Origin of the sequence: Pseudomonas sp. Seg1 (assembly GCF_018326005.1) — a bacterium.
GTDB lineage: Bacteria > Pseudomonadota > Gammaproteobacteria > Pseudomonadales > Pseudomonadaceae > Aquipseudomonas.
In genome coordinates this window covers 870,001-894,457 of sequence record NZ_AP021903.1, presented here as the reverse complement: position 1 = coordinate 894,457, position 24,457 = coordinate 870,001, and the positions used below count along the sequence as shown (strand labels likewise).

Sequence of the window (24,457 nt, the reverse complement as noted above, 5' to 3'; positions counted from 1 at the left end):
CTTTTTCAGGATCAAGAGCGGGGCCGCTACGCGACCCATCGGGGATAAATCCCCTCACCACAGATAAATCCCCTCACCACAGATAAATCCATTTGGCAGAGGAAAGCACCTCAAGCCTTGAGAGCGAACACATCTTTCAGATGCTGCTCATACCGCGCTACATCGTTCTCAATGTTCGGACGCTTCATCACGTCCACACAGAGGAACGTTGGCAAAGCAGTCATGCCCAAAAATTCGTTGGCCTTGTGAAACGGGAAGTACACCGCGTCCACGCCTTTGGCTTCGAAGAAATCAGTCGGGTCATCAAACGCCTGCTGCGGCGCGTTCCAGGTCAGCGACAGCATGTATTGCTTGCCCTGAATCAGCCCGCCGCTGCCGTACTTCTGCGACGCGTCGGAACGGGTGCGGCCATCGCTGGCGTAGAGGCTGCCGTGGCCTTCGGTGAAGACTTCGTCGAGGTACTTTTTCACCGTCCACGGCGCACCCATCCACCAGCCCGGCATTTGATAAATGATCACGTCGGCCCAGAGGAATTTCGCCACTTCTTCAGCAACGTCGTAACCCTCGTCGATGAACGTGGTTTTCACGTCGACACCGCCACGATCCAGCACGCTCAGTGCGGCTTCGTGCAGGGTGGTGTTATAGCGACCGTCGGAGTGGGCGAATTTTTTACCGCCGTTGAGCAACAAAACTTTTTTCATGAGAAAGCCTCGGCGCAGCCACTGGGGCTGGATAGAGATGGGAAGTTTGAATGGCGGCAGATTAACGTTGTGTCTCGCGCGGAATAAGCGGCGATTGCGCAAAATACATTTGATCAAAACGCACGAATCGAGTCAGGATTGTTGCCGTAGGATGGGTCGCCATCTGAACTTGAGGAGTTTTATCGATGAGTGAACGCCACGGTTTCATCCTGCACGCCAAGACTCGCCCGGAAAAAGCCGAGGCTTTCGAGGCGCTGTTCCGCGCCTACGTCGAACCTAGCCGCGCCGAGCCCGGTTGCATCGAATACCACATGCTGCGCGACCAGCAAGATCCGTCGCTGTTCATCTTCTACGAGATCTGGGAAAGCCAGGCGCATCTGGATGTGCACTCGAATCTGCCGCACATGAAGCAGTTCTTCAAACAGCGCATGGAGTATCTGGAGCGTGATTTTGATATCCGCCGCATCGACATGCTCAGCGAGTCGTCGGCTAACCGCTGATCAGCAAGTGGGCGCCGAGCGCGCCCATGCCGATGAAGAACACGCGCTTGAACAGCACCGCGCTGATCCTCTGACGCAGCCATTGGCCGAGCAACATGCCGAGCACTGCCGGAATCAGCGCCAGCAACGAGGCGCTCAATTCGCCGCCACCGAGCGCACCGCGCCAGAGCAAACCGCCAGCCAGTGCCAGCGTCGAAACGGTGAAGGACAGGCCGAGCGCCTGCACCAGTTCATCACGGTTCAAGCCCAGCGCTTGCAGGTACGGCACGGCGGGAATGACAAAGACGCCGGTGGCGGAAGTGATGACGCCGGTGATCACGCCACAGACCGGACCGAGCCAGGATTCATGGCGAGGTTTAACGTGCAGCGTCGGCAGGAATAACCCGCTCAACGCGTAGAGCAACAGCGCCGTGCCCAGCCCGCGCACTACCCAGTGCCCGCCCGCCATGCCGATCCACACAGTGCCGACGCCGGTGCCGAGAAAGATCATCAGCAGCATGGGCCACAGGCGCCGGATCAGTTCTTTCAAATGTCCGCCGAAGGCCAGTTGCCAGATATTGGTCAGCGTTGCCGGAATGATCAGCAGCGCCGCTGCCTGCGACGGTGCCATAGCCAGACCTAGCAACCCCATGGCGACCGTGGGCAGGCCAAGGCCGATGACGCCTTTGACCAGACCGGCCATGACGAAGGTGGCGATGACCAGCAGTGACAGGGCCAGACCGAGGTTTTGGTAGAAATCTGCGAATGCGTTCATGGCGCTACTGTGCGCCAGTCTGGGCTGACTGAAAATCTGCCATATACTGAGGCAGCCTCTGCCAATGCAAGAGGCTAAGAAATTCATTGAGGCAACTGGCCCCATCGCTGGCAAGCCAGCTCCCACAGGTTTTTTGGTTGGATTCAAAACCTGAGTACACACAAAATCCTGTGGAAGAGGCTGAGAAATTCATTGAGGCAATTGGCCCCATCGCTGGCAAGCCAGCTCCCACAGGTTTTTTGGTTGGATTCAAAACCTGAGTACACACAAAACCCTGTGGAAGAGGCTGAGAAATTCATTGAGGCAACTGGCCCCATCGCTGGCAAGCCAGCTCCCACAGGTTTATGGGTTGGATGCAAAACCTGAGTACACACAAAATCTTGTGGAAGAGGTTGAGAAATTCATTGAGGCAACTGGCCCCATCGCTGGCAAGCCAGCTCCCACAGGTTATGGGTTGGATGCAAAACCTGAGTACACACAAAACCCTGTGGGAGCTGGCTTGCCAGCGATAGGGCCTATCCATAAACCACAAAACCAGAGGCTGCCCATGCACTTCGACCTCACCGACCTGCGCCTCTATCTGCACATTCTCGACACCGGCAACATCACTGCCGGCGCTGCCCGCAGCCATCTCTCCCTCGCCGCCGCCAGCGCAAGAATCCGCGCGATGGAAGCCTCACTGGGCACCGACTTTCTCCAGCGCGGCCGCCGTGGCGTCATCCCGACACCGGCCGGCAAGGCCCTGGCGCACCACGCGCGCATCCTCCTGCAGCAGACCGAACGCATGCAGCAGGATCTGGCGGACTACGCCAAAGGCGTCAAAGGTCAGGTGCGCCTGCTGTGCAACACCACCGCGATCACCGAATACCTGCCGGAAGTGCTCGCGGACTTTTTGCGCAGCCACCCCAATCTCGACATCGACCTGCAAGAGCTGCCCAGCGCACGTATCACCCACGCCTTGCGCCAGGGTGCGGCGGATCTGGGGATTGTGTCTGACGCGGTCGACACCAGCGACCTACAGACTCAAGCGTTCCGCGACGATCCACTGGTGCTGATTCTGCCGCTGGACCACCCATTGTCCGACGCCGCCAAAGTCAGTTTCAGCGACGCCTTGCGCCACGAGTTTGTAGGACTGAGCGCCGACAGCGCACTGGCGATCTATCTCGAAGAGCAGGCGCTGAATAGCGGATCACGCATGCAGATTCGCATCCGCGCGGATGGCTTCGACAGCGTGATGCGCATGGTCGGCCGTAGCGCCGGGCTCGCCATTGTGCCGTTGGCCGCCGTTGAACGCGGGCCATCACGCGCCTTCAAAAGCGTAGCCCTTGATGAGCCTTGGGCCCGTCGCACGTTGAAGCTGTGTGCCAGAGATTTCAGCGCATTGCCGGGGTACGCCAAAGCACTGTTGCATGCCTTGACTCTCCCCTAAGGGGCAGACTTCATCCTTGGCTTTTTCCAGCAAGGACAGTGACGATGGGCAAACGCATTCTGCTGATTCTCGGCCACCCTTCGGCGACAAGCCTGTGCGCCGCACTCGCTGATCGCTATGCACAATCAGCGCTAGAAGCCGGACATGAAGTGCGTCAGTTACGGCTTGGCGAAATGGATTTCGACCCGGTGCTGCGCGAGGGTTATCAACAGATCCAGACGCTGGAAAACGACTTGAGTGCGGCACAGTCCGACATCCTTTGGGCCGAACATCTGACGCTGGTATACCCGATCTGGTGGGGCGGCATTCCGGCGCTGCTCAAAGGTTTTTTTGATCGGGTGCTGCTGCCGGGATTCGCTTTCAAATACCGTAAAGGCAAAGCGTTCCCGGACAAACTGCTGAAGGGCCGCACCGCAGATTTGCTGGTGACCATGGACACGCCGCCCTGGTATTACCGCTGGATCTACCGCATGCCCGGACTGAATGAGGTGCGCCAGACAACACTCGCATTCTGCGGAATCAAACCCGTGCGTACGCTGACGTTCGGCCCGGTGCTTGGCTCCACCGAGCAGCAACGCCAAGCCTGGTTGCAACAGGCGCAGGCTATCGCCGGCCGGTAAGTCTGCCGATAATGCCCCGCGCTGTTTCACGTTGAAAAAGGATTTTTATGTACATCGGCCAAGCCGCGCAACGCTCCGGCACCACCATCAAAAGCATCCGTCACTATGAGTCGATCGGCTTGCTGCCCAAACCCCGGCGTCAGGGCAACTACCGCCTCTACGACCAACAGAGCGTCGAACTGCTGATCTTCATCAAATGCGCCAAAGACATGGGTTTTCGCCTCAAGGAGTTGCAAGCGATCTTCGCTGATCACCACGGCGAGGCTATGCCCTGGGCGCTGGCGCAACAGGCCATAGAAGCGAAGAAGCGCGAAATCAACAACAGCATGGCCGAGCTCATCCGCCAATACGCGCAACTGGAAGGCTTCGAGGCAAGCCTGGAGCACGCCCGGGTCACTTGCCCGCTGGAAAATCTGTAAGCGGTTTGCGCGCTTCTGGGCACTTCGATGTCGAGCACAGACAACTGACCCGAGCCCGGGCGCTATACGGTGCGACTTCATTCCTCAAGTCCACTGCCCGGAGCCCCCATGACCGCGACCGCCCCTATCACCGTTCTGCGCGACACCCACCCGCTACCGGTACTCGATGCCTGTAAATGGGAAAAACTTGAGGGCGACCCGCACACCGTCAACCTCAACGCCTACACCAGCGAAGACGGCAGCAAGATCATGGGCACCTGGATCTGCACACCGGGCAAGTGGCGCGTCGAATATGTGAAGTGGGAGTACTGCCATTTCCAGGAAGGCTACTGCGTGATCACCCCGGACGGTATGGCGCCGATCCACCTGCGTGCCGGCGATATTTTCGTGATTGAACCGGGGATGAAAGGCACGTGGGAAGTGGTCGAGACCGTGCGTAAGTATTTCGTGTTTGCCTGAATGCAAAAAAGCCGGGAGATCACCCGACGTGATTTCCCGGCAATACCTACTGCAATTTTGTTCAGCACACCCCACAGATTTCTGTGGAAATAGAGAACCTGTGGCGAGGGGATTTATCCCCGATGGGACGCGAAGCGGCCCCCTTCATCGTGTCAGTCAAAACGCGGGCTCAGGGTTTACGACTGCTGCGCAGCCGATCGGGGATAAATCCCCTCACCACAAAATCCCAGCTGCCACAAAAGTATTGCTGACCCTAGTTACTGCGGCTTGCGATAGCTGTTGATGATCGCCGAAAAATCCTTGCCGCCATCGCCACGCTGACTCATCGCCTGATACAACTGCTGCGCCACCGCGCCGAGCACCACCGGTTGGTGCGCCTGACGTGCAGCTTCCGTCGCCAGCCCCAGATCCTTGAGCATCAACTCGGCACCGAAGCCGCCGGTATAATCGCGCGAGGCTGGCGCCGTTTCGACGATACCCGGCCACGGGTTATACATTTCCGAACTCCAGCAACGCCCGGTCGAGCTGTTGATGATCCCGGCCAACACCGAGGTGTCGATCCCCAGCGCATCCCCCAGCGCCATCGCTTCACTGACACCGACCATCGAAATCGCCAGCAGCAGGTTGTTGCAGATCTTGGCGATCTGCCCGGTGCCGACTTCACCGCAATGCACAATATTGCGGCCCATTTGCGCCAGCACCGGTTGCAGGGTGGCAAACAGTTCCGGGGTGGCGCCGACCATGAAGGTCAGTGTCCCGGCGGTGGCACCGCCAGTGCCGCCGGAGACCGGCGCATCGGCCATGGCCACGCCTTGTTTCGCCGCTGCAGCAGCCACATCGCGTGCGGTCTGCGGATCGATGGTGCTGCAATCGACTGCCGGCACACCTTTGCCGATGCCGGCGAGTACGCCGTCTTCACCTAACCAGACGCTGCGTACATGCACGGCGGCCGGGAGCATGGTGATCACCAGTTCGGCGTCCTCGGCAGCTTCGCGAGCCGACGAACGAATGGTGCCGCCCAGTTGTTCCAATTCCGCCAGCACGGTTTTGTTCAGATCAACCAGGTTCAGCGAATGGCCGGCCTTGATCAGGTTGCGCGCCATCGGCGCGCCCATGTTGCCCAGACCGATAAATGCGATTTTCATGGCACGTTCCTCAGCGCAGGTTGATGGTGGTGTTCACGCCGTCGTTGACGCTGTCGTCATCGAACCAGCGCGCCGTGACCGTTTTGGTCTGGGTGTAGAACTGCACCACTTGCTTGCCGTAAGGGCCGAGGTCGCCGAGTTTCGAGCCACGGGAACCGGTGAAGCTGAAGAACGGTACCGGCACTGGAATCGGAATATTGATGCCGACCTGGCCAACGTCGATTTCAGTCTGGAATTTACGCGCTGCCGCACCGCTCTGGGTGAACAGGCCTGTGCCGTTGCCGAACGGGTTGGCGTTGACCAGTGCGATGGCCTGATCGAGGGTGTCGACTTCCAGCACTACCAGCACCGGGCCGAAGATTTCCTGGGTGTAGATCTGCATGTCGGTGGTCACGCCCGAGAATAGGGTCGGGCCGACGAAGTTGCCTTGCTCGTAACCCGGCACGCTGATGTCGCGACCGTCCAGTTCAAGCTTGGCGCCTTCCTTGATGCCGCTTTCGATCAGATCGAGAATCCGCGCCTTGGCCTTTTTCGAGATCACCGGACCGACATCGGTGCCCGGCTCGCTGCCGGCGTTGACCTTGAGTTTCTGCGCCAGCGCTTTCAGGTCCGGCAGCCATTGTTTCGCCGCCCCGACCAACACCACCACCGAAGTGGCCATGCAACGTTGCCCGGCAGCGCCGAAACCAGCACCGACCAGGGCGTTGAGCGCTTGCTCGCGATTGGCGTCTGGCAGTACCACGGCGTGGTTCTTCGCGCCCATCATCGATTGCACACGCTTGCCGTGCTTGCCGGCCAGGTCGTAGACGTGGGTCCCAACAGCGGTCGAACCGACGAACGAAACGGCTTTGATGTCCTTGTGCGTGCACAGGCCATCAACCACGTCTTTGCCACCGTGAACCACGTTAAGCACACCCGCCGGGACGCCAGCCTCGATGGCCAGTTCCACCAGCAGCATGGTCGACAGCGGATCCTGTTCGGACGGCTTCAATACGAAAGTGTTGCCGCAGGCGATGGCCATAGGGAACATCCACAGCGGAATCATCGCCGGGAAGTTGAACGGCGTGATCCCCGCGCAAACGCCGATTGGCTGACGCAAGGTGTAGGTATCGACGCCACCGGCAACGTTTTCGGCGAACTCGCCCATTTGCAGAGTGCCGATGGAGCAGGCGTGCTCGACCACTTCCAGGCCACGGAAAATGTCGCCCTCGGCGTCGGCAATGGTTTTGCCCTGCTCGGCGCTGAGCACCACGGCGATGCGCTTGGAGTGTTCGCGGATCAGCGCTTGCAGCTTGAGCATGATGCGCATGCGGGCGCCGATCGGAGTCAGTTTCCAGGTCTGAAACGCATGCTGCGCAGCGCTGACGGCAGCATCGACTTCAGCAGCGGTGGCAAACGGGACTTTCGCCAGCACTTGCTGGGTGGCCGGGTTGACGATGTCGTGCCATTCAGTGGTTTGCGACTCGACCCACTCGCCATTGATCAGCAGCTTGACCTTCTGGACCGTGGTTTCGTTGGGCGTAAGCGATGCGTTCATGCTGGTCTCCGAAACTTGTTTTTATCGTAGGAGCCAAGGCGAAAGGTTCGCCTTGAAATGAGGCGTGTGTCACGAATTGGTTGTCGGACTGTTTTTGGAGTATAGATGTGCAAACTTCTAATAAGAACGCACATATAAGCCCGTCCATCATGCAAAAAAACATCACCTCTCTAGGTTCGCTGAACTGGGACGACCTCAAGTTTTTCCTCGAAGTCGCCCGCACCCGCAAGGCCAGCACCGCCGCCAAACGACTGGCCGTCGACTACACCACGGTGTCGCGGCGGATCAGTTCACTGGAAGCGGCGTTAGGCACCTTGCTGTTCGAGAAGTCGCGGACCAGCGGCTTCGTGCTGACCACCGAAGGCCAGCGTTTGCTCGGCTATGCCGAGTCGATTGAAAGCACGTTGCACATGGCCTGCGAACAGGTTTCCGGCTCCGGCGTGGCGTTATCCGGGCATGTGCGCATGGGTTGCACCGAAGGCTTCGGCAGTTTTTTCATCACGCCGCAATTGAGCCATTTCGTCGACGCCTACCCGGCAATCTCGGTGGATATCCTGCCGCTGCCGCACTTCATCAGCCTGTCCAAACGCGAGGCCGACATCGTCATTGCGCTGGAACGGCCGGAACATGGCCCCTACGTCTGCTGCAAACTCTGCGATTACCGCTTGCAGCTCTACGCCACCCAGGATTACCTCGACCAACACCCACCAATCCGCCGCCCGGCCGACTTGAGCAAGCATCAATTCATCAGTTATGTGGATGACCTGGCGTTCAGCTCGGAGCTGCTCTACTTGGCGAATGTGCTGCCCGGCGCCAACGCGCATTTGCGCAGCACCAGTGTGATCGCGCAGTTCGTCGCGGCGCAGCAGGGGCGTTCACTGGCGATTTTGCCGTGTTTCCTCGCCGCGCAGGATCCACGCCTGCTGCCGGTGTTGCCCGAGGAAATCGACATCACCCGACAGTTCTGGATGTACTGCCGGGAGGACCTGCGCAAGTTGAAGCGGATCACGTTGTTGTGGGATTACATCCGTGAGGTGACCGAGCGTAATCAGGGTCTGCTGATGGGGCAGACGCGGGAGATGCAGTTTGCTGACTGACAGGCTTTCAAGGAATCAGGCTTCGGCATCGTCACGAGGCCAGCAAGCTTTTCCAGCCCTTTTGTAACAGTGGTTGGTACGCGACTTGTAACACCCTGGAGCGCATCGAAGCCCTCATCCAGAGAAGTGCATGAGCACATGGCAACGTTTGGCGGGGGTCTGCGTAAACGGTGGAAAACCAGGGATGGCAGTATTCTTGAGTGGGATAGCCAACATGGAGCTGTTGAGATGTACAACAAGCGCGGCAAGCACCTCGGGGAGTTTGATCCCGAGACTGGACAGCAAACTAAAGACGCAAATAAGACTCGCGAGGTCGAACGGTGAAATACACCGTTGAAGCTTTTGACAAAGAAACCGAATTTTTAGCTTTTGAGATCGACCTTCCGAATGGGTGTGATGTTCTGTTAGCTGAAATCATGAACTGGTCTTCACCTCAACGCGGAGATGAGGGTTATAACCTTAGCCTCGCACAGCTCGCAGCCATTGAGGTTTTAGCAGGCAGGCGAATTTCGACCCGGGTTGTATCTTCCAGCTCACCTGCAATTTGAGCTGACCTGCACCGCTCAGGGCTTGCCGGGACTCAAAGACTAACGAATGGATTGTGAGAGAACGTATGGAGCTTCGCCCTGATTTAATGCCGCCGATGCTGGATGAATCTTTGGTCGCTCGGCTGACGAACCTTTCTGAACAAATTGATTGCGGACATCCCGAACAAACTCGGGAGCAGTTGGCCGCGTTCAATCGAGAGGCCATGACCGAGCTTGAGCACATCGACTTTCAGGGCATTTATGGAGGCCAAGACCATGACACATGGGTTCGCAAGATCTTAGCAACACCGTATGAACGACGCGTGGCAGAGGTTACGAAGTGTGAGCTTATAGAAATGGCCCGAAGGGTGATGGAGTGCGATGGGGCCGAACATGACATCGATTTTTGGTTGAACATGCTGGCAATCAACATACCCAATGAACGCGTATCCGATTTGATTTTTTGGCCAGACGAATACTTTGGCGATATGAATTACTCGCAGAGACTATCGCCAGAGCAGGTGGTAGAAATTGCGTTGAAAGACAAAGATGTCGTGCCGTAATCATGACTCGCACACATCACCCTGTTGTGGGATTACATCCGGGAGGTGACCGAGCGCAATCAGGGCCTGCTGATGGGGCAGACCCGAGAAATGCGGTTTGCTGACTAGTCGGCGCTGACCACAATCGCGACGCGGCGGTTTTCCGTGCGGCCCGCCGCCGTGTCGTTGGAGGCCACCGGTTCTTTGCTGCCGAGGCCTTGCAGCTGAATGTTTTCTGGCTTCATGCCAACCGTGCCCAGCACTTTGGCCACGCTTTTGGCCCGGCGCAGGGACAGTTGCTGGTTGTAGCTTTCCTTGCCCGATGCATCGGTGTGGCCATCGACCCGCACTCGTTCGATGCCGACATTGAGCAGCGCCTTGCCGATGCGCTCGACGATCTCGGTGCTTTGATTGTTCAGGCTTTCGACATCGCTGCCGAACAGCACTTTGCCCGACAGGCCGAACTCCCAGCCTTCGTCGGTCAACTCAAAACCTTGCTGCTTGAGCACGGCAATTTGCGCAGGAGTCAGACCTTTTTGCGGGGCAGTCTGGCAACCGGTCAGGGTCAGTGTGACCATCAACAGCAGGATGGAAAAAATTCGAATGGGCAGTGTGAACACGGGAATCAGCTCCTGGTTTGAACGGGATCGACCGGGTGCTCCGACCCGGCCGTGAATTGGGCGCCGCGTGACAAACGCTTGGCTTGATACATCGCCGCATCGGCGGCATCGAGCAACGCACCTGGCGTGGCGCCATGATCGGGGTAAACGGCGATGCCGATACTGAGCGACGTCACGACACTGGTGTCCCCCGGCAGCGCGATGGGCACGTCCATGCTGGCGAGAATCTTGTCGGCGATGCGCTCGGCGTCTTCGATCTTGTGCAAGGGGGTCAGCAACACGGCGAACTCGTCACCGCCGAGCCGCGCGACCAGATCCTCCTCACGCAACTGGGCGCGCACTCGGTTAGCGACTGCCACCAGCACCGCGTCCCCGGCGGCGTGGCCGAAGTTATCGTTGATGCCTTTGAAACGATCACTGTCGAGAAACAGCACCGCCACGCGCTCGTGAAGTTTGCTGGCGTTGCGCAGGGCGCGGATCAATCGGCCCTCGAAAAAGGCGCGATTCGGCAACCCGGTCAGGCTGTCGTGACTAGCCTGGTGGGCGAGCGTTTCGTTTTCGTTCTGCAGATGGGTTTGCCACGACTCCAGTTCGTCGAGCAGGGCGTTGAAGTCGTTGCCGAGATTGTCGAGTTCGGCGATCTGCGCCGGCGGTACGCGACGATCCAGCGCTCGCTCGCTGCGCGCGGCATGGGCGACGGCAGCGAGTTTGTGCAGCGGGCCAATGATGCCGCGCAACTGGCGCCGAGCCAGAGAGAGCGCGACCCAGGCACTGATCGCGGTACAGAGGATAATCCCCGCCAGACCACTGAGCAGAAAGCTCATCAGGCTGCCACCATGGCCCATCAGCAGAACGCGCCCGATTTCACGGTCCTGATGCAGGATCGGCAGGTCGATCGGCTTTTCCAGAACGGCACGGGTGATCTGCATTTCCAACCCGGAGAAAAAGCCGTTTTCCGGTCGTTGCCAGCGTGCGAGCAACTGGCCTTGAGCGTCCAGCACCTGGACGTCCGCCACTTCTTCAGTGGAAGCAATCAGCGCCAGCGACTCAGTGGCGGCAGCCTTGTCGTTGAACACCACCGCCGCTTCAACGGTGTAACTGATCGAGCGGGCAATCAGGTGCAAGTTGTGATCGGCGTAAACCCGCAGCGCCAGAACACCCAGCAGGGTCAGCGAGACGCTGGCCATCGTCACGGCCACCAGCGCCACAATCAAGTTGCCGCGACCAATCACCGAGCCCAGCGTGGGGCGAACTTTCGAACTGAACAGTTTCATGGCGCCGCCGGTTTGCGACGCGACAATTGCAGGACGCTTGGGTGAATGCGTACGCCACTGCGGGCGACGGAGTCGAGATTGACTTCAAAAGACACTTGATCGTCGCCAACCCGCAGGCAAAACAGACTGCCCACCGTGCATTGATCACCGCCCTCGCTGATGCTCAGCACCGGATGGCCGATCAGCGAGGTGAACAGGCGGCTGCGCTCATCCGTTGTGAGTTTGCCGATGTACACCGCATCGCACTCACTGACGATGACCGGGTTATCTGCCAGCAGGCGGCGCACGGTGACGGGTCGGCCAGTGGCCTGGGTCGTGCCTTTGACCAGATCGTCGGTGTACTCGGTAGGACCGACGATACACAGGCGCAACTGCGCAGGTTCCACCGGCCAGCGCGCGTAGCTGAGAATGCCCAGAACAACTTTGGTGACAGCTTGAGCGCGTTGCTCAGCCATGCCCGGCGGCGGTTGCGGCTGCGCGACGGCCATGCCCGCCAGCGCACAGAGCAGACCGACAAGCACTGCGCGCTTGCAGCGAAACACGCGCTCTGTCGCCCAGACAGCCACCTTCATGCAGGGATTCTCTTGGATCGTAGCGAAATGATGCCGCAACGATAGCACAGCGCTGAATCACCAGCGAGACAGTGACTCCTGACTGGCTGGTCAGTAACTGCCATCAATCGCTTATTTTTTCACCCTCGGGGCTCAGCACCCTCTTCCAGTTCCAGCATCAACCCGCTCAGGCGCTTAACCTTGCGTTGCACGGCTTCTTCGAACACCCCAGCTCGCGGCTCAATCAGGGTGAACCAGTGCTTGGCCCGGGTGATGCCGGTGTAAATCAGCTCCTTGGTCAGCACTGGATTCAGGGCATCCGGAAGGATCAACGCGGTGTGGGCAAATTCCGAGCCCTGGGATTTGTGCACCGTCATGGCGTACACGGTTTCGACATCGTTGAGCCGACTCGGCAACACGAAACGCACCCCGCCCCGGCCATCATTGCGCGGGAAAGCTACACGCAGCACCGGTTTGCCGGCATCGGGTCCTTCGCGCTCAGGCAGCTTCAAGGCAATACCGATATCGCCATTCATCAAACCCAGGCCGTAGTCATTGCGCGTCATCAGCACCGGCCGGCCCTCGTACCATTGCTGGTCATTGTCGATCAGTCGGGCCTTGAGCAAAGCGGCGGTAATACGCAGGTTCAAACCTTCCACACCCCACGGCCCCTTGCGCACCGCACACAACAGCTGAAAGGTGTCGAACGCTTGCAGGACTTCCCGGGCCCACGTGATCCAGTCCGGATGTTCGAGCGGCCGGCCGGGCGGTGGGCGCTGATCGCGCAGCACACTCAGATAATGCCGATAACCTTGTGGGCCATCGCCATGTCCCTCAAGCAACAGTCGCTCCAGCTTGTGGTGGTGCTCGCCCTTGAGCGGCAACGAATACACATCGTCATAGTGCCCCGCCGACAGCAACTGGCGCGCCTCATCCGGCAATTGCTGATTGACCCGGCGCGCGAGTTGGCCGATCCCGCTACCCTCGCCGAAACGCCGTGAGTGACGCAACATCACCACTTGTTGCGCCAGTGGATGAGTGTCGTCGATGTCTTCACACAAACCGCTGCCCTGCAAGGTTTCACCGCTGACCGACTCCAGCCACTGGCGGGTCTTCGGGTTGTACCATCCACTCTCGGCGTCGCGACACAGATCACCCAGTACCGCACCGGCCTCCACGGAGGCCAGTTGATCCTTGTCACCGAGCAATACCAAACGCGCGTGGGGCGGCAAGGCGTCGAGCAGATTCGCCATCATTTCCAGATCGATCATCGATGCTTCATCGACCACCAGCACATCCAGAGGCAAGCGATTGCCGGCATGGTGTCGAAAGTGTCGAGTGCCAGGGCGACTGCCGAGCAAACGATGCACGGTGGTCACGTCGCAGGGAATTTTCGCCCGTACGTCTTCGGTGACGGTCAGCGATTGCACTTGCTGGCTGATGGACTCGGTCAACCGCGCCGCGGCTTTGCCGGTCGGCGCCGCCAGGCGAATGCGCAGTGGATGGCCAGCCTCCACCGCCGGCGCCTGAAGCAGCGCGAGCAAACGCACCACCGTCGTGGTTTTGCCGGTGCCCGGGCCACCCGTGACGATGCTGAAGGTGCCACGCGTGGCGATGGCACAGGCGAGTTTTTGCCAGTCGATCACATCGCCGGATTTCGCCGAGCCAAACAACTCATTCAACCGCTGCGGCAGATCATCCGGGGTCGCCTCGCGCTGTGCGAGACGCTGGCGCAAGGCGAGATCGATGCGGCGCTCATAGGCCCAGTAGCGTCTCAGGTACAGACGCTTCCCGGACAACACCAATGGCCGTCGCTGCGCCGAATCACTGCCGTCAGCCGACAATGCAACCAACGCGCTCGCCGCCAGAACCTTGCACCAATGCGCACCTTCGAGGGCATCAAGCAATTGCGAGGGCAACAGCAACACCCCGCCCTGCACATCGCCTTCGGGCGGTAGCGACAGGGCAAAATCCGGAGCCTTGAGGGTTTCGAACAGATCCAGGCAGACATGCCCATGACCGAGTTGATGGCTGGTGAGCGCGGCGGCGAGCAGCACCAATGGATCAGTACCAGGCTCAAGCTCATGGAGGAATGCTACGAATGCTTTGTCCAGGGCACGCAGCCAGCCACGCTCGACCCAACGGGTGAGCAGCACAAGCAAATCATCGGCGCGGGTCAGGGGCGCGAGTGTCGACAGGCTGTCGGCAGCCAGCGGTGTCGGCAGCAGATCGTCCAGGGTGCGGCTCATAACAAGACTCCCTGTTCCCACAAGGGCTCGGCCTTGGGTTCAGGTTTGCCCTGGAACATCCGGTCCAGACGCTCGATCAACTCGCGCGGAGGTCGCACAAAGTAAGCACCGCGACTGGCTGCGCGGGTGCCGCGCAGAAACAGGTACAGCGCGCCACCGACATGCCGTTCGTAATCGTAGTCGGGCAACCGTGCCTTGAGCTGGCGATGCAACGCCAACAGGTACAGCACATATTGCAAGTCGTAGCGATTATCGAGGATCGACTGTTCCATGGCCTGCTCGGTGTAGGCCAGGTCATCGGTGCCCAGCCAGTTGGATTTGTAGTCCGCCACGTAATAGCGGCCGTCGTGCTCGAAAGTCAGGTCGATGAAGCCTTTGAACATGCCATTGAGCTGCACCGGCTCTGCGGCTACCCGAGCCACGCCGTTGTGCGTGTATTGCCGCACCAGTTCATCGAGTTTGAGTACGTCGACTTTGTGACTGGCGAACCAGAACTCCATCTCCACCCGGTACTGTTTCAGTTGCTCCAGAATGACCGGCGGCTGGCTGTCACCGATCGGCAGCGGTAATTGGAGCAAATGCTGCAACCAGTCACTTAGAGTGATGATCCAGCCTTCCCAACCGCGCAGATTACAGCGCCGGGCAATCGCGTCTTCCAATGCCTCACGGGTAACAGCGAAACCGTCGTCACCCGCCCATTCCAGCAAACCATGGAGAAACGTTCCGGGATTGGGGCCACGCGGGAAACGATGGATGTCGGCGCCACCGGTAATGATTTCTCGTGGAGCGTCGGGGTCGAGACGTTCGTCATCGAAAAGCTTTTGTGCTTGAGGACTGTCCGGTGCTTCATCACTGCCAACACTCAATACGTCGCTGATACGCAGCGCACTGTAAGACGCGATCCACCAGTTTTCGCTGGCTTTGCGCTTGGGCAGCAGAGTGGCACTGAGGATGGCGTCATTACGCGGTGGCTGATAGTGCTCGTCGGTGGGTTGCGGCATTTCACCGATGCAGATGGCAGGACAATCTTGTTGCAGGTCTTGCAGCCAACGATCAAGGGCGATGGACTCACCCAGAGAGGCGCCTCCACCGAGCAAGTAGCCAAGGGCAGAAAGGTGCAGCACCGAGCTGTTGTTATTGCCGCGTTTGAGATCCGTCACCCCCAGCCAGCAAGCATGCTGGGCGCGGGTCAGGGCGACATAAAGCAGGCGCAGGTCTTCGGCCAGACGCTCATCGTCGGCTTGCGCAATCAGTTCGGCGGTGGGCCTCAGGCTCACCTGGGCTTTGCCCGAAGCGTCGTGATAATGCAGCGGCAATCGGCTGCCATCCACCGGTTTTGCTGAACAGATGAAGGGCAGGAACACCAGTGGATATTCGAGGCCTTTGGATTTGTGAATGGTCACGACCTTGACCAGTTGCTCGTCGCTTTCCAGACGCAGAATCTGCTCTTCACCGGCCTGACCTGACAACGCCAGCAGTTCCGCCAGATGACGGATCAGCGCTTGCTCGCCGTCCAGTTCGGCAGCGGCTTGTTGCATCAGCTCTGACAGATGCAGAAGGTTGGTCAGCACCCGCTCGCCGTCGCTGCGGGCGATCAAGGTCTGCGGCAAGCGGAAGTCATGCAGCAGGCGCCGCAGCATCGGCAGCACACCTTGTTTGCGCCATAGTTCACGATAACCACGGAACTGCATGACGCGGGTTTCCCAGACCAGTTCGTCCTGGTTCAGACGCTCCAGCTCAGCCAGTGGCAAATTCAGGGTGATGCAGGCCAGCGCGGCTTTCAGGGAACGCTCGACATCCGGCTCGGCGCAAGCCTTGAGCCAAGACAACAAGTCGTGTGCCTCCTGAGCTGCGAAAACCGAATCCTTGTCGGACAGATAAACGCTGCGGACCCCGCGATTGGCGAGTTCACCGCGCACCGCCTGAGCTTCTTTTCCGTCACGGACGAGGATTGCGATATCGGAAGGTCGCAGGCCTTTGAAGGCCTTGTCGTCCTGAATAAAACCGGCGCTACCGTTTTGCCCGCCATTGAGCAGCGCGGTGATTTCGCTGGCACATGCAGCCGCCAATTGCTGGCGATAGACCGCGCCTGACAGCGGCTGATCGGTGGACAAGTGCCAGACATTCAGCGCCGCGACGTCCTGCCCGGCAATCTGCAGTTCTTCTTTACGGCCCTGGGATTCGACAGGCTGGAAGGGCACCGGGTTGTCACCGTTCTTCTCCCGGAACAAAAACGCGCCGCGGCCCTGCTCACGGGATTCGGCGCGCTCGAACACGTGATTGACCGCTTTCACCATGCCATGGCTGGAACGGAAGTTGGTACCCAAGGTATGCAGTCGGCCGGTGGTGGCTTGGCGAGCACGCAAGTAGGTATAGATGTCTGCGCCACGGAACGCGTAAATCGCCTGTTTGGGGTCGCCAATCAGAAACAGTCCGGTGTCCGGATTGTTGTCCTCGATGCGGTAAATGCTCTCGAAGATCCGGTACTGCACCGGGTCGGTGTCCTGGAACTCGTCGATCAGTGCAACCGGGAATTGCTCGCGGATCAATGTGGCAAGGCGTTCGCCGCCCTCTGACTGCAGCGCAGCATCCAGGCGCAAGAGCATGTCGTCGAAGCCCATCTCGGCACGCCGGCGTTTCTCTTCTTCGAAGCGTGCACCTACCCACTTGGCGGCGTGTTGCAGTACGGCAGCATCGGGGGTTGGCAATGCATCGAGACTCGACTTGAGCCCCGGCATGGCGTCCAGCCCCGGATGAGTTGGAGCCTGGCCTTTCCAGGCTTCAGCCATTCCGTCGGGCGTCAGCCGAGTGAATCCTGTGCCGATGTCCAGTTGTTCGAGGGACTCGTCTTCAGCCCAGTTCTTGAGCTTTTCGAACCACGGCTCAAAGTAGCGGGCCTGCATCTTGCGACCATCGACGCTTTTACTCGCAACACCTTGATGACAAATCGCAAGCAACTCATCAGCCCACTGCCGCCACGGCATTTTCAATTCGATCAACGCAGCGCGCCGCTCTTGCAGACAATCATCGATCAACTCCGCCGGTGCCTTGCTTTCGTCGCTCTCGCGCTCGCTGGCGAACAAGCCTCGCACCCGAGGCAGCAACGCCGCAGGTCCACCCCAGTTGCTGCGAACCCAATTCAACGCATCGCCCTGCATCGGGTAACAGAACAGCCGCCAGTAATCGCGCAGCACTTCGCCGAGCAAATCGCTGTGATCCGTTTCGAGGGATTGGGTAAACAGACTTCCGCTATCGAAAGCATGTTCGCGCAACATGCGCTGACACCAACTGTGGATGGTGGAGACCGCGGCCTCGTCCATCCACTGTGCGGCGATGTCCAGACGGTTGGCGCAACCTGGCCACTGTTGAAGATCGAATTGATCTCGTAGTTCGGCAATCAATCCGTCAGGCGCTGGCGTCTCATCGCGGAAGAATCGCGCGGCCTCGGCAAGACGCGTGCGAATCCGCTCACGCAGCTCCTTGGTTGCCGCGTCGGTGAACGTCACCACAAGAATTTGCGGCGGCAACAGTTCGCGGGCGAACCCGTTCGATTCGCCGCCATGGCCAAGAATCAGGCGTAGGTAGAGCGCAGAAATGGTGAAGGTTTTGCCGGTGCCGGCGCTGGCTTCGATCAACTGGCTGCCACGCAGAGGGAATGCCAGCGCAAGGGGTGTCTTCGTACTCATGCGCGCGCCCCTTCATTGGACAATGAGCGCCAGGGCGCTTCCACCAGAGGGCGATAAAGAGCATCGCACCAACCGGAAAATGTTTCGTCCGCGAGTAATGCATCGAAGTCGGCAAATTGGCGGGACAGCGCCGGACTTTCGCGGCGTTCGCCTTCACTGGTCTGTCCGTCACCTTCGTAGGCTTTGCGAGCAGCCGCTTCAGCTTTGAGCGGATCGGTCTGAGATAGCCAGGCAAAAGCGGTCTTCACTGCGATCGGCAGAGGCTGACGCATGCCGGCCAGCCAGGCGAGAAGAAGGTCGCCAAGAAACCGAACGGCTCTGTCTTGCTCCATAGACTCGAGCAGCAATGTGTCGTCACTGGCCACCAATGCGGTGGTCAATGAGAGCCCGCTGGCGCAGGCCACGAGATGATTGACCCAGGGTTTGATCAGTCGATGCCATTTGCGGCTTTTGATCGAGCCGATGCTGTTGGGAATGGTCGTGACCGACAACACGCCTCCGTCAGCGCGTTGATGCAAACCCGAGAGCCATCCTTCAAGACGCAACCCCTGCAACTCGAGACTGATCGGGATGGCACTGGCGAGCGGAGTCGGCCAAAGCGTCAGTAGTTGCTGATAGCGTTGTAGCAAGTCCGGCAGTGGCTCAATCAATTCCCTTTGCAGGCACTCGCCGAATCCGGCCATTGGCAACAGGCCGCTATTTTGCAGACGTCGCGCCTGAGCCTGGAGCGCTTGCTCGACATTGTCCGGCTGCCTGAGCGCGGCTTCTAGCAGGCTGTCGCTGAGCGTATATCGCTGCAGGGCGTCGAGTACAAAAGGCTCTTCATCGGCCAGCGGTGCATCGGCGGCTTCGAAGTAGACCTTGAGTCTCTGGGTAAAAAAATGCCGAACCGGATTACGTAAAAAGTCCTGCAACAGAGCCAGACTCAACGGTTCCTCTTGTACATAGGGGGCGAGTAATTCTGCCTCGTTTCGTAGCTCATGAGGTTGATGCAGAACCTGCCACTCGCTGGCATAGCTGAACAGTTGATCTCCCTCATGGAAATAGCGGGCACTGAAGGGTTGCAGTGGATGCTCCTCAGTCATGGCGCTCAACAGATCCTGACTGTCATCGATCAATCGCCAACCACTGGCGAGGTGATCGCGTAACTGGCCGATGAGCACCGAAGCAGGCCTCTCGCTGTTGTCACGAATGCTGCGCCCGACCCAACTGATATAGAGCTGATTACGTGCTGACAGCAGCGCCTCGAGCAACAGATAGCGATCATCCTCTCGCCGGGAACGGTCGCCCGGACGATAGTCGCTACCCATCAGGTCAAAATCGAGAGGCGGTTGTGCACGGGGGTAATCACCGTCGTTCATACCCAGCAAACAAACGAGTTTGAAAGGAATGGCACGCATGGGCATCAGCGTGCAGAAGTTCACCGCGCCGGCAAGAAAGCGTTGAGACAAACGGCCCTGATCCAGCCCGGCGAGCCAGGCCTCGCGAACGACAGTCAGGGGCAACTCATCCTCAAGGCCAACAGCCTCGCAGGTCTCCAGCCAGGTTTCACGAAGCTCTTCTAGCTGGGTCAGCAAGTAATCGTCGTGTTCGTTACTGGCTTTAAAGAACAGCTGCATCAACGCTTGCAGCCGATGACCCCACTCCTTGGGCTGTGCCGGCCGGGTGAGTTCCTGATGTGCGAGTTCCAGAGCATCGAGCAGGGCCACCAATGGCCCGATCAATGCGGCATCCAGTCCCCCGATTTCATCATAGGGCTCGATACCCGCACAGTCAGTCGAGCTGCCGACAGCGTAGCCAAGAAGCATTCGTCGCAGACCGAAATGCCAGCTGTTCTGCTCCAGTTCATCCGGCAGACCTAGCCCGGCACGCTGCTCCGCGTTCATTCCCCAACGCACACCAGCGCCTTCAATCCAGCGGTGCAACGTCGGCAAGTCACGCTCCTCCATGCCGAAACGAGCGCGTAATGCGGGAACGTCGAGCAAGTCGAGGATTTCACTGACAGGGAAACGACTGTCCGGCAGTTTGAGCAGGTGTTCAACCGCAATCAGCAATGGATCACGACCGCGTTGGCCCTGATCCGCCAATGTGAAAGGAATAAAGCGTGGATCAAATCGATCAAGCTGACCAAACACCGCGCGGATATGCGGCGCATAGCTGTCGATGTCCGGCACCATCACGATCACGTCGCGAGGGCGTAGATCCGGATTGGCACTGAAACGTGCCAACAGCTGATCATGGAGAATCTCCACCTCGCGTTGAGCGCTGTGAGCGATGTGAAAACGGATCGAGTTGTCGTGTGCCAGATCAACAGCCGGCCAATGCTCGCGGGTCTCCTCGAGTGGGCGCAATTCGAGAATGTCGTCCTGGAGTTGATTGAGCAGGTTATGCGGCTGATTTTCGCTGAACAGGTCGATACGCCCATCGCGAAATGCCGCTCGATAGCTGTTTGGGTCGTCATAGCTATCGAGCAGGTTGATGTAGTCACGGCCTTGCTTACCCCATGCTGCCAATAGAGGATGTGCGTGTTGATGCATTGTCTCGGGATCAAGTACGACAGGCATGCCGCTCTTGCGCGATTGCCGCTTGTATTGGTGACGCAGCAAATCCTTGTCCGCAACGATGTCGGCCCAGTGATGCCGACATGGGTTGTGCACACACAGCAAAACCTGGCTGAACCGGGCGAGGCCAGCCAAAGCTTCAAGTACTTGAGCCGGAAGCGAAGAAATCCCGAAGACGATCACTCGCGAAGGCAGCCCGGTAGGTGCGTGCTCGATGCTACCGATGCGCTCGATAAATCGCTGATGTACACCGGCGCGGCTTTGCGCCATACCTTTTGCACCTACATCCTCCAGGAGCGCGCGCCAGAGTTCAGCCTGCCAGCAACTGGTGGGCGGTAGTGGCTTTACTTCGCCTCTGACATTGCGCAGTTGATGCCGACCTTCCGCCCAATCCTCAAGCCAGTCGGCTCGATACACCTGATATTGGTCGAATAGATCCGCCAGGCGCTCGGATAGCTGATAGCGCTTGCGCAAGTCGGTGTCGTGAGTGAGGAAGCGTTGCAACGGTTCGAAATGCGGACGGTCGATGACCTGAGGCAGCAGACGCATGAGGCGCCAGGTCAGCGGAGCTTTATCGAGCAGGGATTTGGCTGGAATTTCATCTCGGCCCAAAACCATACGGTAGAGCTGCCACATGAAACTGCCGGGCAATTGAACATCTATCGCCGCTGCGATACCACAACCACCGAGGTCGTTTTCCTCAGGATCTTCAGCCAAGGCCAATTTAAGCCACTGCGCGATGCCATTGCTCTGCACCAGGGCAATTTCGTTCTCCAAGGGAGCCAGCGGATAGCGCCGCATTATGCTGACCACCAGGCTGCGCAGTTCGTCCAGGCTATTGCTCTGAACCACCATGAATGCAGCGTTGAGGGACTGGGCGTCCGGCATAAGACTTCCTTGGGAGAATAAAAACAGCCAGGTCAGAACCTTAGCATTGTCGGCAGATGATGACAGCCGGACGGCGTCTATGAGTGCTGTAAGAACTTTCCTGCGGGCAAAACAAAACCCCAACTGCTTTCGCAATTGGGGTTTCGGAATTTAATCTTGACGATGACCTACTCTCACATGGGGAAACCCCACACTACCATCGGCGATGCATCGTTTCACTGCTGAGTTCGGGATGGGATCAGGTGGTTCCAACGCTCTATGGTCGTCAAGAAATTCTGGTACTGAGTCGTGACCAGATGGCCTCGCTTCAGCAAATTGGGTATGTGACAGCTGTCGGTGTTTTGTGAACATCGAACTTTCGGTTCGTTTCGTCTTCACACACCGCAATCTGGTCTCTTTTGAGTCTACAGATTGCTTGGGTGTTATATGGTCAAGCCTCACGGGCAATTAGTATTGGTTAGCTCAACGCCTCACAGCGCTTACACACCCAACCTATCAACGTCGTAGTCTTCGACGGCCCTTCAGGGAACTCAAGGTTCCAGTGAGATCTCATCTTGAGGCAAGTTTCCCGCTTAGATGCTTTCAGCGGTTATCTTTCCCGAACATAGCTACCCGGCAATGCCACTGGCGTGACAACCGGAACACCAGAGGTTCGTCCACTCCGGTCCTCTCGTACTAGGAGCAGCCCCTCTCAAATCTCAAACGTCCACGGCAGATAGGGACCGAACTGTCTCACGACGTTCTAAACCCAGCTCGCGTACCACTTTAAATGGCGAACAGCCATACCCTTGGGACCGGCTTCAGCCCCAGGATGTGATGAGCCGACATCGAGGTGCCAAACACCGCCGTCGATATGAACTCTTGGGCGGTATCAGCCTGTTATCCCCGGAGTACCTTTTATCCGTTGAGCGATGGCCCTTCCATACAGAACCACCGGATCACTAAGACCTACTTTCGTACCTGCTCGACGTGTCTGTCTCGCAGTCAAGCGCGCTTTTGCCTTTATACTCTACGACCGATTTCCGACCGGTCTGAGCGCACCTTCGTACTCCTCCGTTACTCTTTAGGAGGAGACCGCCCCAGTCAAACTACCCACCATACACTGTCCTCGATCCGGATAACGGACCTGAGTTAGAACCTCAAAGTTGCCAGGGTGGTATTTCAAGGATGGCTCCACGCGAACTGGCGTCCACGCTTCAAAGCCTCCCACCTATCCTACACAAGCAAATTCAAAGTCCAGTGCAAAGCTATAGTAAAGGTTCACGGGGTCTTTCCGTCTAGCCGCGGATACACTGCATCTTCACAGCGATTTCAATTTCACTGAGTCTCGGGTGGAGACAGCGCCGCCATCGTTACGCCATTCGTGCAGGTCGGAACTTACCCGACAAGGAATTTCGCTACCTTAGGACCGTTATAGTTACGGCCGCCGTTTACCGGGGCTTCGATCAAGAGCTTCGCGTTAGCTAACCCCATCAATTAACCTTCCGGCACCGGGCAGGCGTCACACCCTATACGTCCACTTTCGTGTTTGCAGAGTGCTGTGTTTTTAATAAACAGTCGCAGCGGCCTGGTATCTTCGACCGGCATGAGCTTACGGAGCAAGTCCTTCACCCTCACCGGCGCACCTTCTCCCGAAGTTACGGTGCCATTTTGCCTAGTTCCTTCACCCGAGTTCTCTCAAGCGCCTTGGTATTCTCTACCCAACCACCTGTGTCGGTTTGGGGTACGGTTCCTGGTTACCTGAAGCTTAGAAGCTTTTCTTGGAAGCATGGCATCAACCACTTCGTCATCTAAAAGATAACTCGTCATCAGCTCTCGGCCTTAAGATCCCGGATTTACCTAAGATCTCAGCCTACCACCTTAAACTTGGACAACCAACGCCAAGCTGGCCTAGCCTTCTCCGTCCCTCCATCGCAATAACCAGAAGTACAGGAATATTAACCTGTTTTCCATCGACTACGCTTTTCAGCCTCGCCTTAGGGACCGACTAACCCTGCGTCGATTAACGTTGCGCAGGAAACCTTGGTCTTTCGGCGTGGGTGTTTTTCACACCCATTGTCGTTACTCATGTCAGCATTCGCACTTCTGATACCTCCAGCAAGCTTCTCAACTCACCTTCACAGGCTTACAGAACGCTCCTCTACCGCATCATCCGAAGATGATACCCGTAGCTTCGGTGTATGGTTTGAGCCCCGTTACATCTTCCGCGCAGGCCGACTCGACTAGTGAGCTATTACGCTTTCTTTAAAGGGTGGCTGCTTCTAAGCCAACCTCCTAGCTGTCTAAGCCTTCCCACATCGTTTCCCACTTAACCATAACTTTGGGACCTTAGCTGACGGTCTGGGTTGTTTCCCTTTTCACGACGGACGTTAGCACCCGCCGTGTGTCTCCCATGCTCGGCACTTGTAGGTATTCGGAGTTTGCATCGGTTTGGTAAGTCGGGATGACCCCCTAGCCGAAACAGTGCTCTACCCCCTACAGTGATACATGAGGCGCTACCTAAATAGCTTTCGAGGAGAACCAGCTATCTCCGAGCTTGATTAGCCTTTCACTCCGATCCACAGGTCATCCGCTAACTTTTCAACGGTAGTCGGTTCGGTCCTCCAGTTAGTGTTACCCAACCTTCAACCTGCCCATGGATAGATCGCCCGGTTTCGGGTCTATTCCCAGCGACTAGACGCCCTATTAAGACTCGCTTTCGCTACGCCTCCCCTATTCGGTTAAGCTCGCCACTGAAAATAAGTCGCTGACCCATTATACAAAAGGTACGCAGTCACAGAACAAAGTCTGCTCCCACTGCTTGTACGCATACGGTTTCAGGATCTATTTCACTCCCCTCTCCGGGGTTCTTTTCGCCTTTCCCTCACGGTACTAGTTCACTATCGGTCAGTCAGTAGT

General features: G+C 58.1%; 18 protein-coding genes, 2 rRNA genes and 2 pseudogenes (1 of these 22 cut by a window edge). 10 read left to right on the top strand and 12 right to left on the bottom strand.

Annotation, left to right across the window (positions count from 1 at the left end; all coding sequences use genetic code 11):
- Nucleotides 1-110 precede the first annotated feature (110 nt).
- Nucleotides 111-701, bottom strand: coding sequence for an NADPH:quinone oxidoreductase MdaB (mdaB, locus tag KI231_RS03790; RefSeq protein ID WP_213027486.1), 591 nt, complete (start codon nt 699-701; stop codon nt 111-113).
- 185 nt (nt 702-886) lie between these two features.
- On the opposite strand from mdaB, the gene KI231_RS03785 reads away from it, so the two are divergent.
- The gene (locus tag KI231_RS03785) at nt 887-1,201 is read left to right on the top strand and encodes a putative quinol monooxygenase (RefSeq protein WP_213027485.1); all 315 of its coding nucleotides are present in this window, start codon (nt 887-889) and stop codon (nt 1,199-1,201) included.
- Here the strand turns inward: KI231_RS03785 and KI231_RS03780 are convergent.
- A complete protein-coding gene (locus tag KI231_RS03780; RefSeq protein WP_213027484.1) occupies nt 1,191-1,955 on the bottom strand; it encodes a sulfite exporter TauE/SafE family protein in 765 nt (254 codons plus the stop codon). The two genes, KI231_RS03785 and KI231_RS03780, sit on opposite strands and share 11 nt — an antisense overlap.
- Nucleotides 1,956-2,502: 547 nt before the next feature.
- On the opposite strand from KI231_RS03780, the gene KI231_RS03775 reads away from it, so the two are divergent.
- The 4 genes from KI231_RS03775 to KI231_RS03760 all read left to right on the top strand — a co-directional run bounded on the left by KI231_RS03775 (nt 2,503) and on the right by KI231_RS03760 (nt 4,882).
- Entirely contained in the window at nt 2,503-3,384 is an 882-nt protein-coding gene (locus KI231_RS03775; RefSeq protein ID WP_213027483.1) for a LysR substrate-binding domain-containing protein, read from the top strand.
- A gap of 44 nt (nt 3,385-3,428) precedes the next feature.
- A complete protein-coding gene (locus KI231_RS03770) occupies nt 3,429-4,004 on the top strand; it encodes an NAD(P)H-dependent oxidoreductase (protein ID WP_213027482.1) in 576 nt (191 codons plus the stop codon).
- A gap of 47 nt (nt 4,005-4,051) precedes the next feature.
- The gene (locus tag KI231_RS03765; RefSeq protein ID WP_213027481.1) at nt 4,052-4,423 is read left to right on the top strand and encodes a MerR family transcriptional regulator; all 372 of its coding nucleotides are present in this window, start codon (nt 4,052-4,054) and stop codon (nt 4,421-4,423) included.
- A 108-nt stretch (nt 4,424-4,531) separates the two neighbouring features.
- Entirely contained in the window at nt 4,532-4,882 is a 351-nt protein-coding gene (locus KI231_RS03760; protein ID WP_103303269.1) for a cupin domain-containing protein, read from the top strand.
- Nucleotides 4,883-5,139: 257 nt separating this feature from the next.
- Here KI231_RS03760 and mmsB read toward each other — a convergent pair whose 3' ends face one another.
- Nucleotides 5,140-6,027, bottom strand: coding sequence for a 3-hydroxyisobutyrate dehydrogenase (gene mmsB / locus KI231_RS03755; protein ID WP_213027480.1), 888 nt, complete (start codon nt 6,025-6,027; stop codon nt 5,140-5,142).
- 10 nt (nt 6,028-6,037) lie between these two features.
- Entirely contained in the window at nt 6,038-7,564 is a 1,527-nt protein-coding gene (locus KI231_RS03750) for a CoA-acylating methylmalonate-semialdehyde dehydrogenase (protein ID WP_213027479.1), read from the bottom strand.
- Nucleotides 7,565-7,713: 149 nt separating this feature from the next.
- Between KI231_RS03750 and KI231_RS03745 the strand changes: the two genes are divergently transcribed.
- From KI231_RS03745 to KI231_RS30270, 5 genes and pseudogenes are all read left to right on the top strand, one after another.
- Nucleotides 7,714-8,661, top strand: coding sequence for a LysR family transcriptional regulator (locus KI231_RS03745; RefSeq protein ID WP_103303272.1), 948 nt, complete (start codon nt 7,714-7,716; stop codon nt 8,659-8,661).
- 150 nt (nt 8,662-8,811) lie between these two features.
- Nucleotides 8,812-8,985: pseudogene (locus KI231_RS03740) on the top strand (colicin E3/pyocin S6 family cytotoxin); the annotation flags it as partial.
- Nucleotides 8,982-9,209, top strand: a complete 228-nt coding sequence (locus tag KI231_RS03735; protein WP_349306218.1) for a DUF7683 domain-containing protein — start codon at nt 8,982-8,984, stop codon at nt 9,207-9,209. The pseudogene KI231_RS03740 and the gene KI231_RS03735, both read left to right, overlap by 4 nt.
- A 65-nt stretch (nt 9,210-9,274) precedes the next feature.
- On the top strand, nt 9,275-9,751 hold the full coding sequence (locus tag KI231_RS03730) for a bacteriocin immunity protein (RefSeq protein WP_103303273.1): 477 nt from the start codon (nt 9,275-9,277) through the stop codon (nt 9,749-9,751).
- A gap of 6 nt (nt 9,752-9,757) precedes the next feature.
- Nucleotides 9,758-9,859, top strand: a pseudogene (locus tag KI231_RS30270) (LysR family transcriptional regulator); the annotation flags it as partial.
- On the opposite strand, the gene yfiB reads toward KI231_RS30270, so the two are convergent.
- The 8 genes from yfiB to KI231_RS03690 all read right to left on the bottom strand — a co-directional run.
- Complete coding sequence (yfiB, locus tag KI231_RS03725; RefSeq protein ID WP_103303274.1) at nt 9,856-10,350, bottom strand: outer membrane lipoprotein YfiB; 495 nt, start codon at nt 10,348-10,350, stop codon at nt 9,856-9,858. The pseudogene KI231_RS30270 and the gene yfiB sit on opposite strands and share 4 nt — an antisense overlap.
- A gap of 5 nt (nt 10,351-10,355) precedes the next feature.
- Nucleotides 10,356-11,624, bottom strand: a complete 1,269-nt coding sequence (dgcN, locus tag KI231_RS03720; protein ID WP_213027478.1) for a diguanylate cyclase DgcN/YfiN — start codon at nt 11,622-11,624, stop codon at nt 10,356-10,358.
- Nucleotides 11,621-12,196, bottom strand: coding sequence for a regulatory sequestration protein YfiR (yfiR, locus tag KI231_RS03715; RefSeq protein WP_213027477.1), 576 nt, complete (start codon nt 12,194-12,196; stop codon nt 11,621-11,623). The genes dgcN and yfiR overlap by 4 nt, the downstream gene beginning before the upstream one ends.
- Nucleotides 12,197-12,315: 119 nt before the next feature.
- Nucleotides 12,316-14,424, bottom strand: coding sequence for an exodeoxyribonuclease V subunit alpha (gene recD / locus KI231_RS03710; protein WP_213027476.1), 2,109 nt, complete (start codon nt 14,422-14,424; stop codon nt 12,316-12,318).
- Nucleotides 14,421-18,110 (bottom strand): exodeoxyribonuclease V subunit beta, encoded by a 3,690-nt coding sequence (gene recB, locus KI231_RS03705; protein ID WP_213027475.1) that lies wholly within the window; start codon nt 18,108-18,110, stop codon nt 14,421-14,423. Before recB ends, recD begins: the two co-directional genes overlap by 4 nt.
- On the bottom strand, nt 18,107-21,559 hold the full coding sequence (gene recC / locus KI231_RS03700) for an exodeoxyribonuclease V subunit gamma (protein WP_213028736.1): 3,453 nt from the start codon (nt 21,557-21,559) through the stop codon (nt 18,107-18,109). The genes recB and recC overlap by 4 nt, the downstream gene beginning before the upstream one ends.
- Before the next feature lie 154 nt (nt 21,560-21,713).
- A 5S ribosomal RNA gene (gene rrf, locus KI231_RS03695) occupies nt 21,714-21,829 on the bottom strand.
- Nucleotides 21,830-21,985: 156 nt separating this feature from the next.
- Nucleotides 21,986-24,457, bottom strand: a 23S ribosomal RNA gene (locus KI231_RS03690); it runs 422 nt beyond the window's last position.

Bases quoted from the DNA above. Each gene is read 5' to 3' on its own strand.
- KI231_RS03775 (WP_213027483.1), top strand. From the start codon at position 2,503: ATGCACTTCGACCTCACCGACCTGCGCCTCTATCTGCACATTCTCGAC.
- KI231_RS03765 (WP_213027481.1), top strand. From the start codon at position 4,052: ATGTACATCGGCCAAGCCGCGCAACGCTCCGGCACCACCATCAAAAGC.
- KI231_RS03745 (WP_103303272.1), top strand. From the start codon at position 7,714: ATGCAAAAAAACATCACCTCTCTAGGTTCGCTGAACTGGGACGACCTC.
- mdaB (WP_213027486.1), bottom strand. From the start codon at position 701: ATGAAAAAAGTTTTGTTGCTCAACGGCGGTAAAAAATTCGCCCACTCC.
- KI231_RS03760 (WP_103303269.1), top strand. From the start codon at position 4,532: ATGACCGCGACCGCCCCTATCACCGTTCTGCGCGACACCCACCCGCTA.
- KI231_RS03750 (WP_213027479.1), bottom strand. From the start codon at position 7,564: ATGAACGCATCGCTTACGCCCAACGAAACCACGGTCCAGAAGGTCAAG.
- recD (WP_213027476.1), bottom strand. From the start codon at position 14,424: ATGAGCCGCACCCTGGACGATCTGCTGCCGACACCGCTGGCTGCCGAC.
- KI231_RS03730 (WP_103303273.1), top strand. From the start codon at position 9,275: ATGGAGCTTCGCCCTGATTTAATGCCGCCGATGCTGGATGAATCTTTG.
- mmsB (WP_213027480.1), bottom strand. From the start codon at position 6,027: ATGAAAATCGCATTTATCGGTCTGGGCAACATGGGCGCGCCGATGGCG.
- KI231_RS03785 (WP_213027485.1), top strand. From the start codon at position 887: ATGAGTGAACGCCACGGTTTCATCCTGCACGCCAAGACTCGCCCGGAA.
- KI231_RS03780 (WP_213027484.1), bottom strand. From the start codon at position 1,955: ATGAACGCATTCGCAGATTTCTACCAAAACCTCGGTCTGGCCCTGTCA.
- recC (WP_213028736.1), bottom strand. From the start codon at position 21,559: ATGCCGGACGCCCAGTCCCTCAACGCTGCATTCATGGTGGTTCAGAGC.
- yfiR (WP_213027477.1), bottom strand. From the start codon at position 12,196: ATGAAGGTGGCTGTCTGGGCGACAGAGCGCGTGTTTCGCTGCAAGCGC.
- KI231_RS03770 (WP_213027482.1), top strand. From the start codon at position 3,429: ATGGGCAAACGCATTCTGCTGATTCTCGGCCACCCTTCGGCGACAAGC.
- recB (WP_213027475.1), bottom strand. From the start codon at position 18,110: ATGAGTACGAAGACACCCCTTGCGCTGGCATTCCCTCTGCGTGGCAGC.
- dgcN (WP_213027478.1), bottom strand. From the start codon at position 11,624: ATGAAACTGTTCAGTTCGAAAGTTCGCCCCACGCTGGGCTCGGTGATT.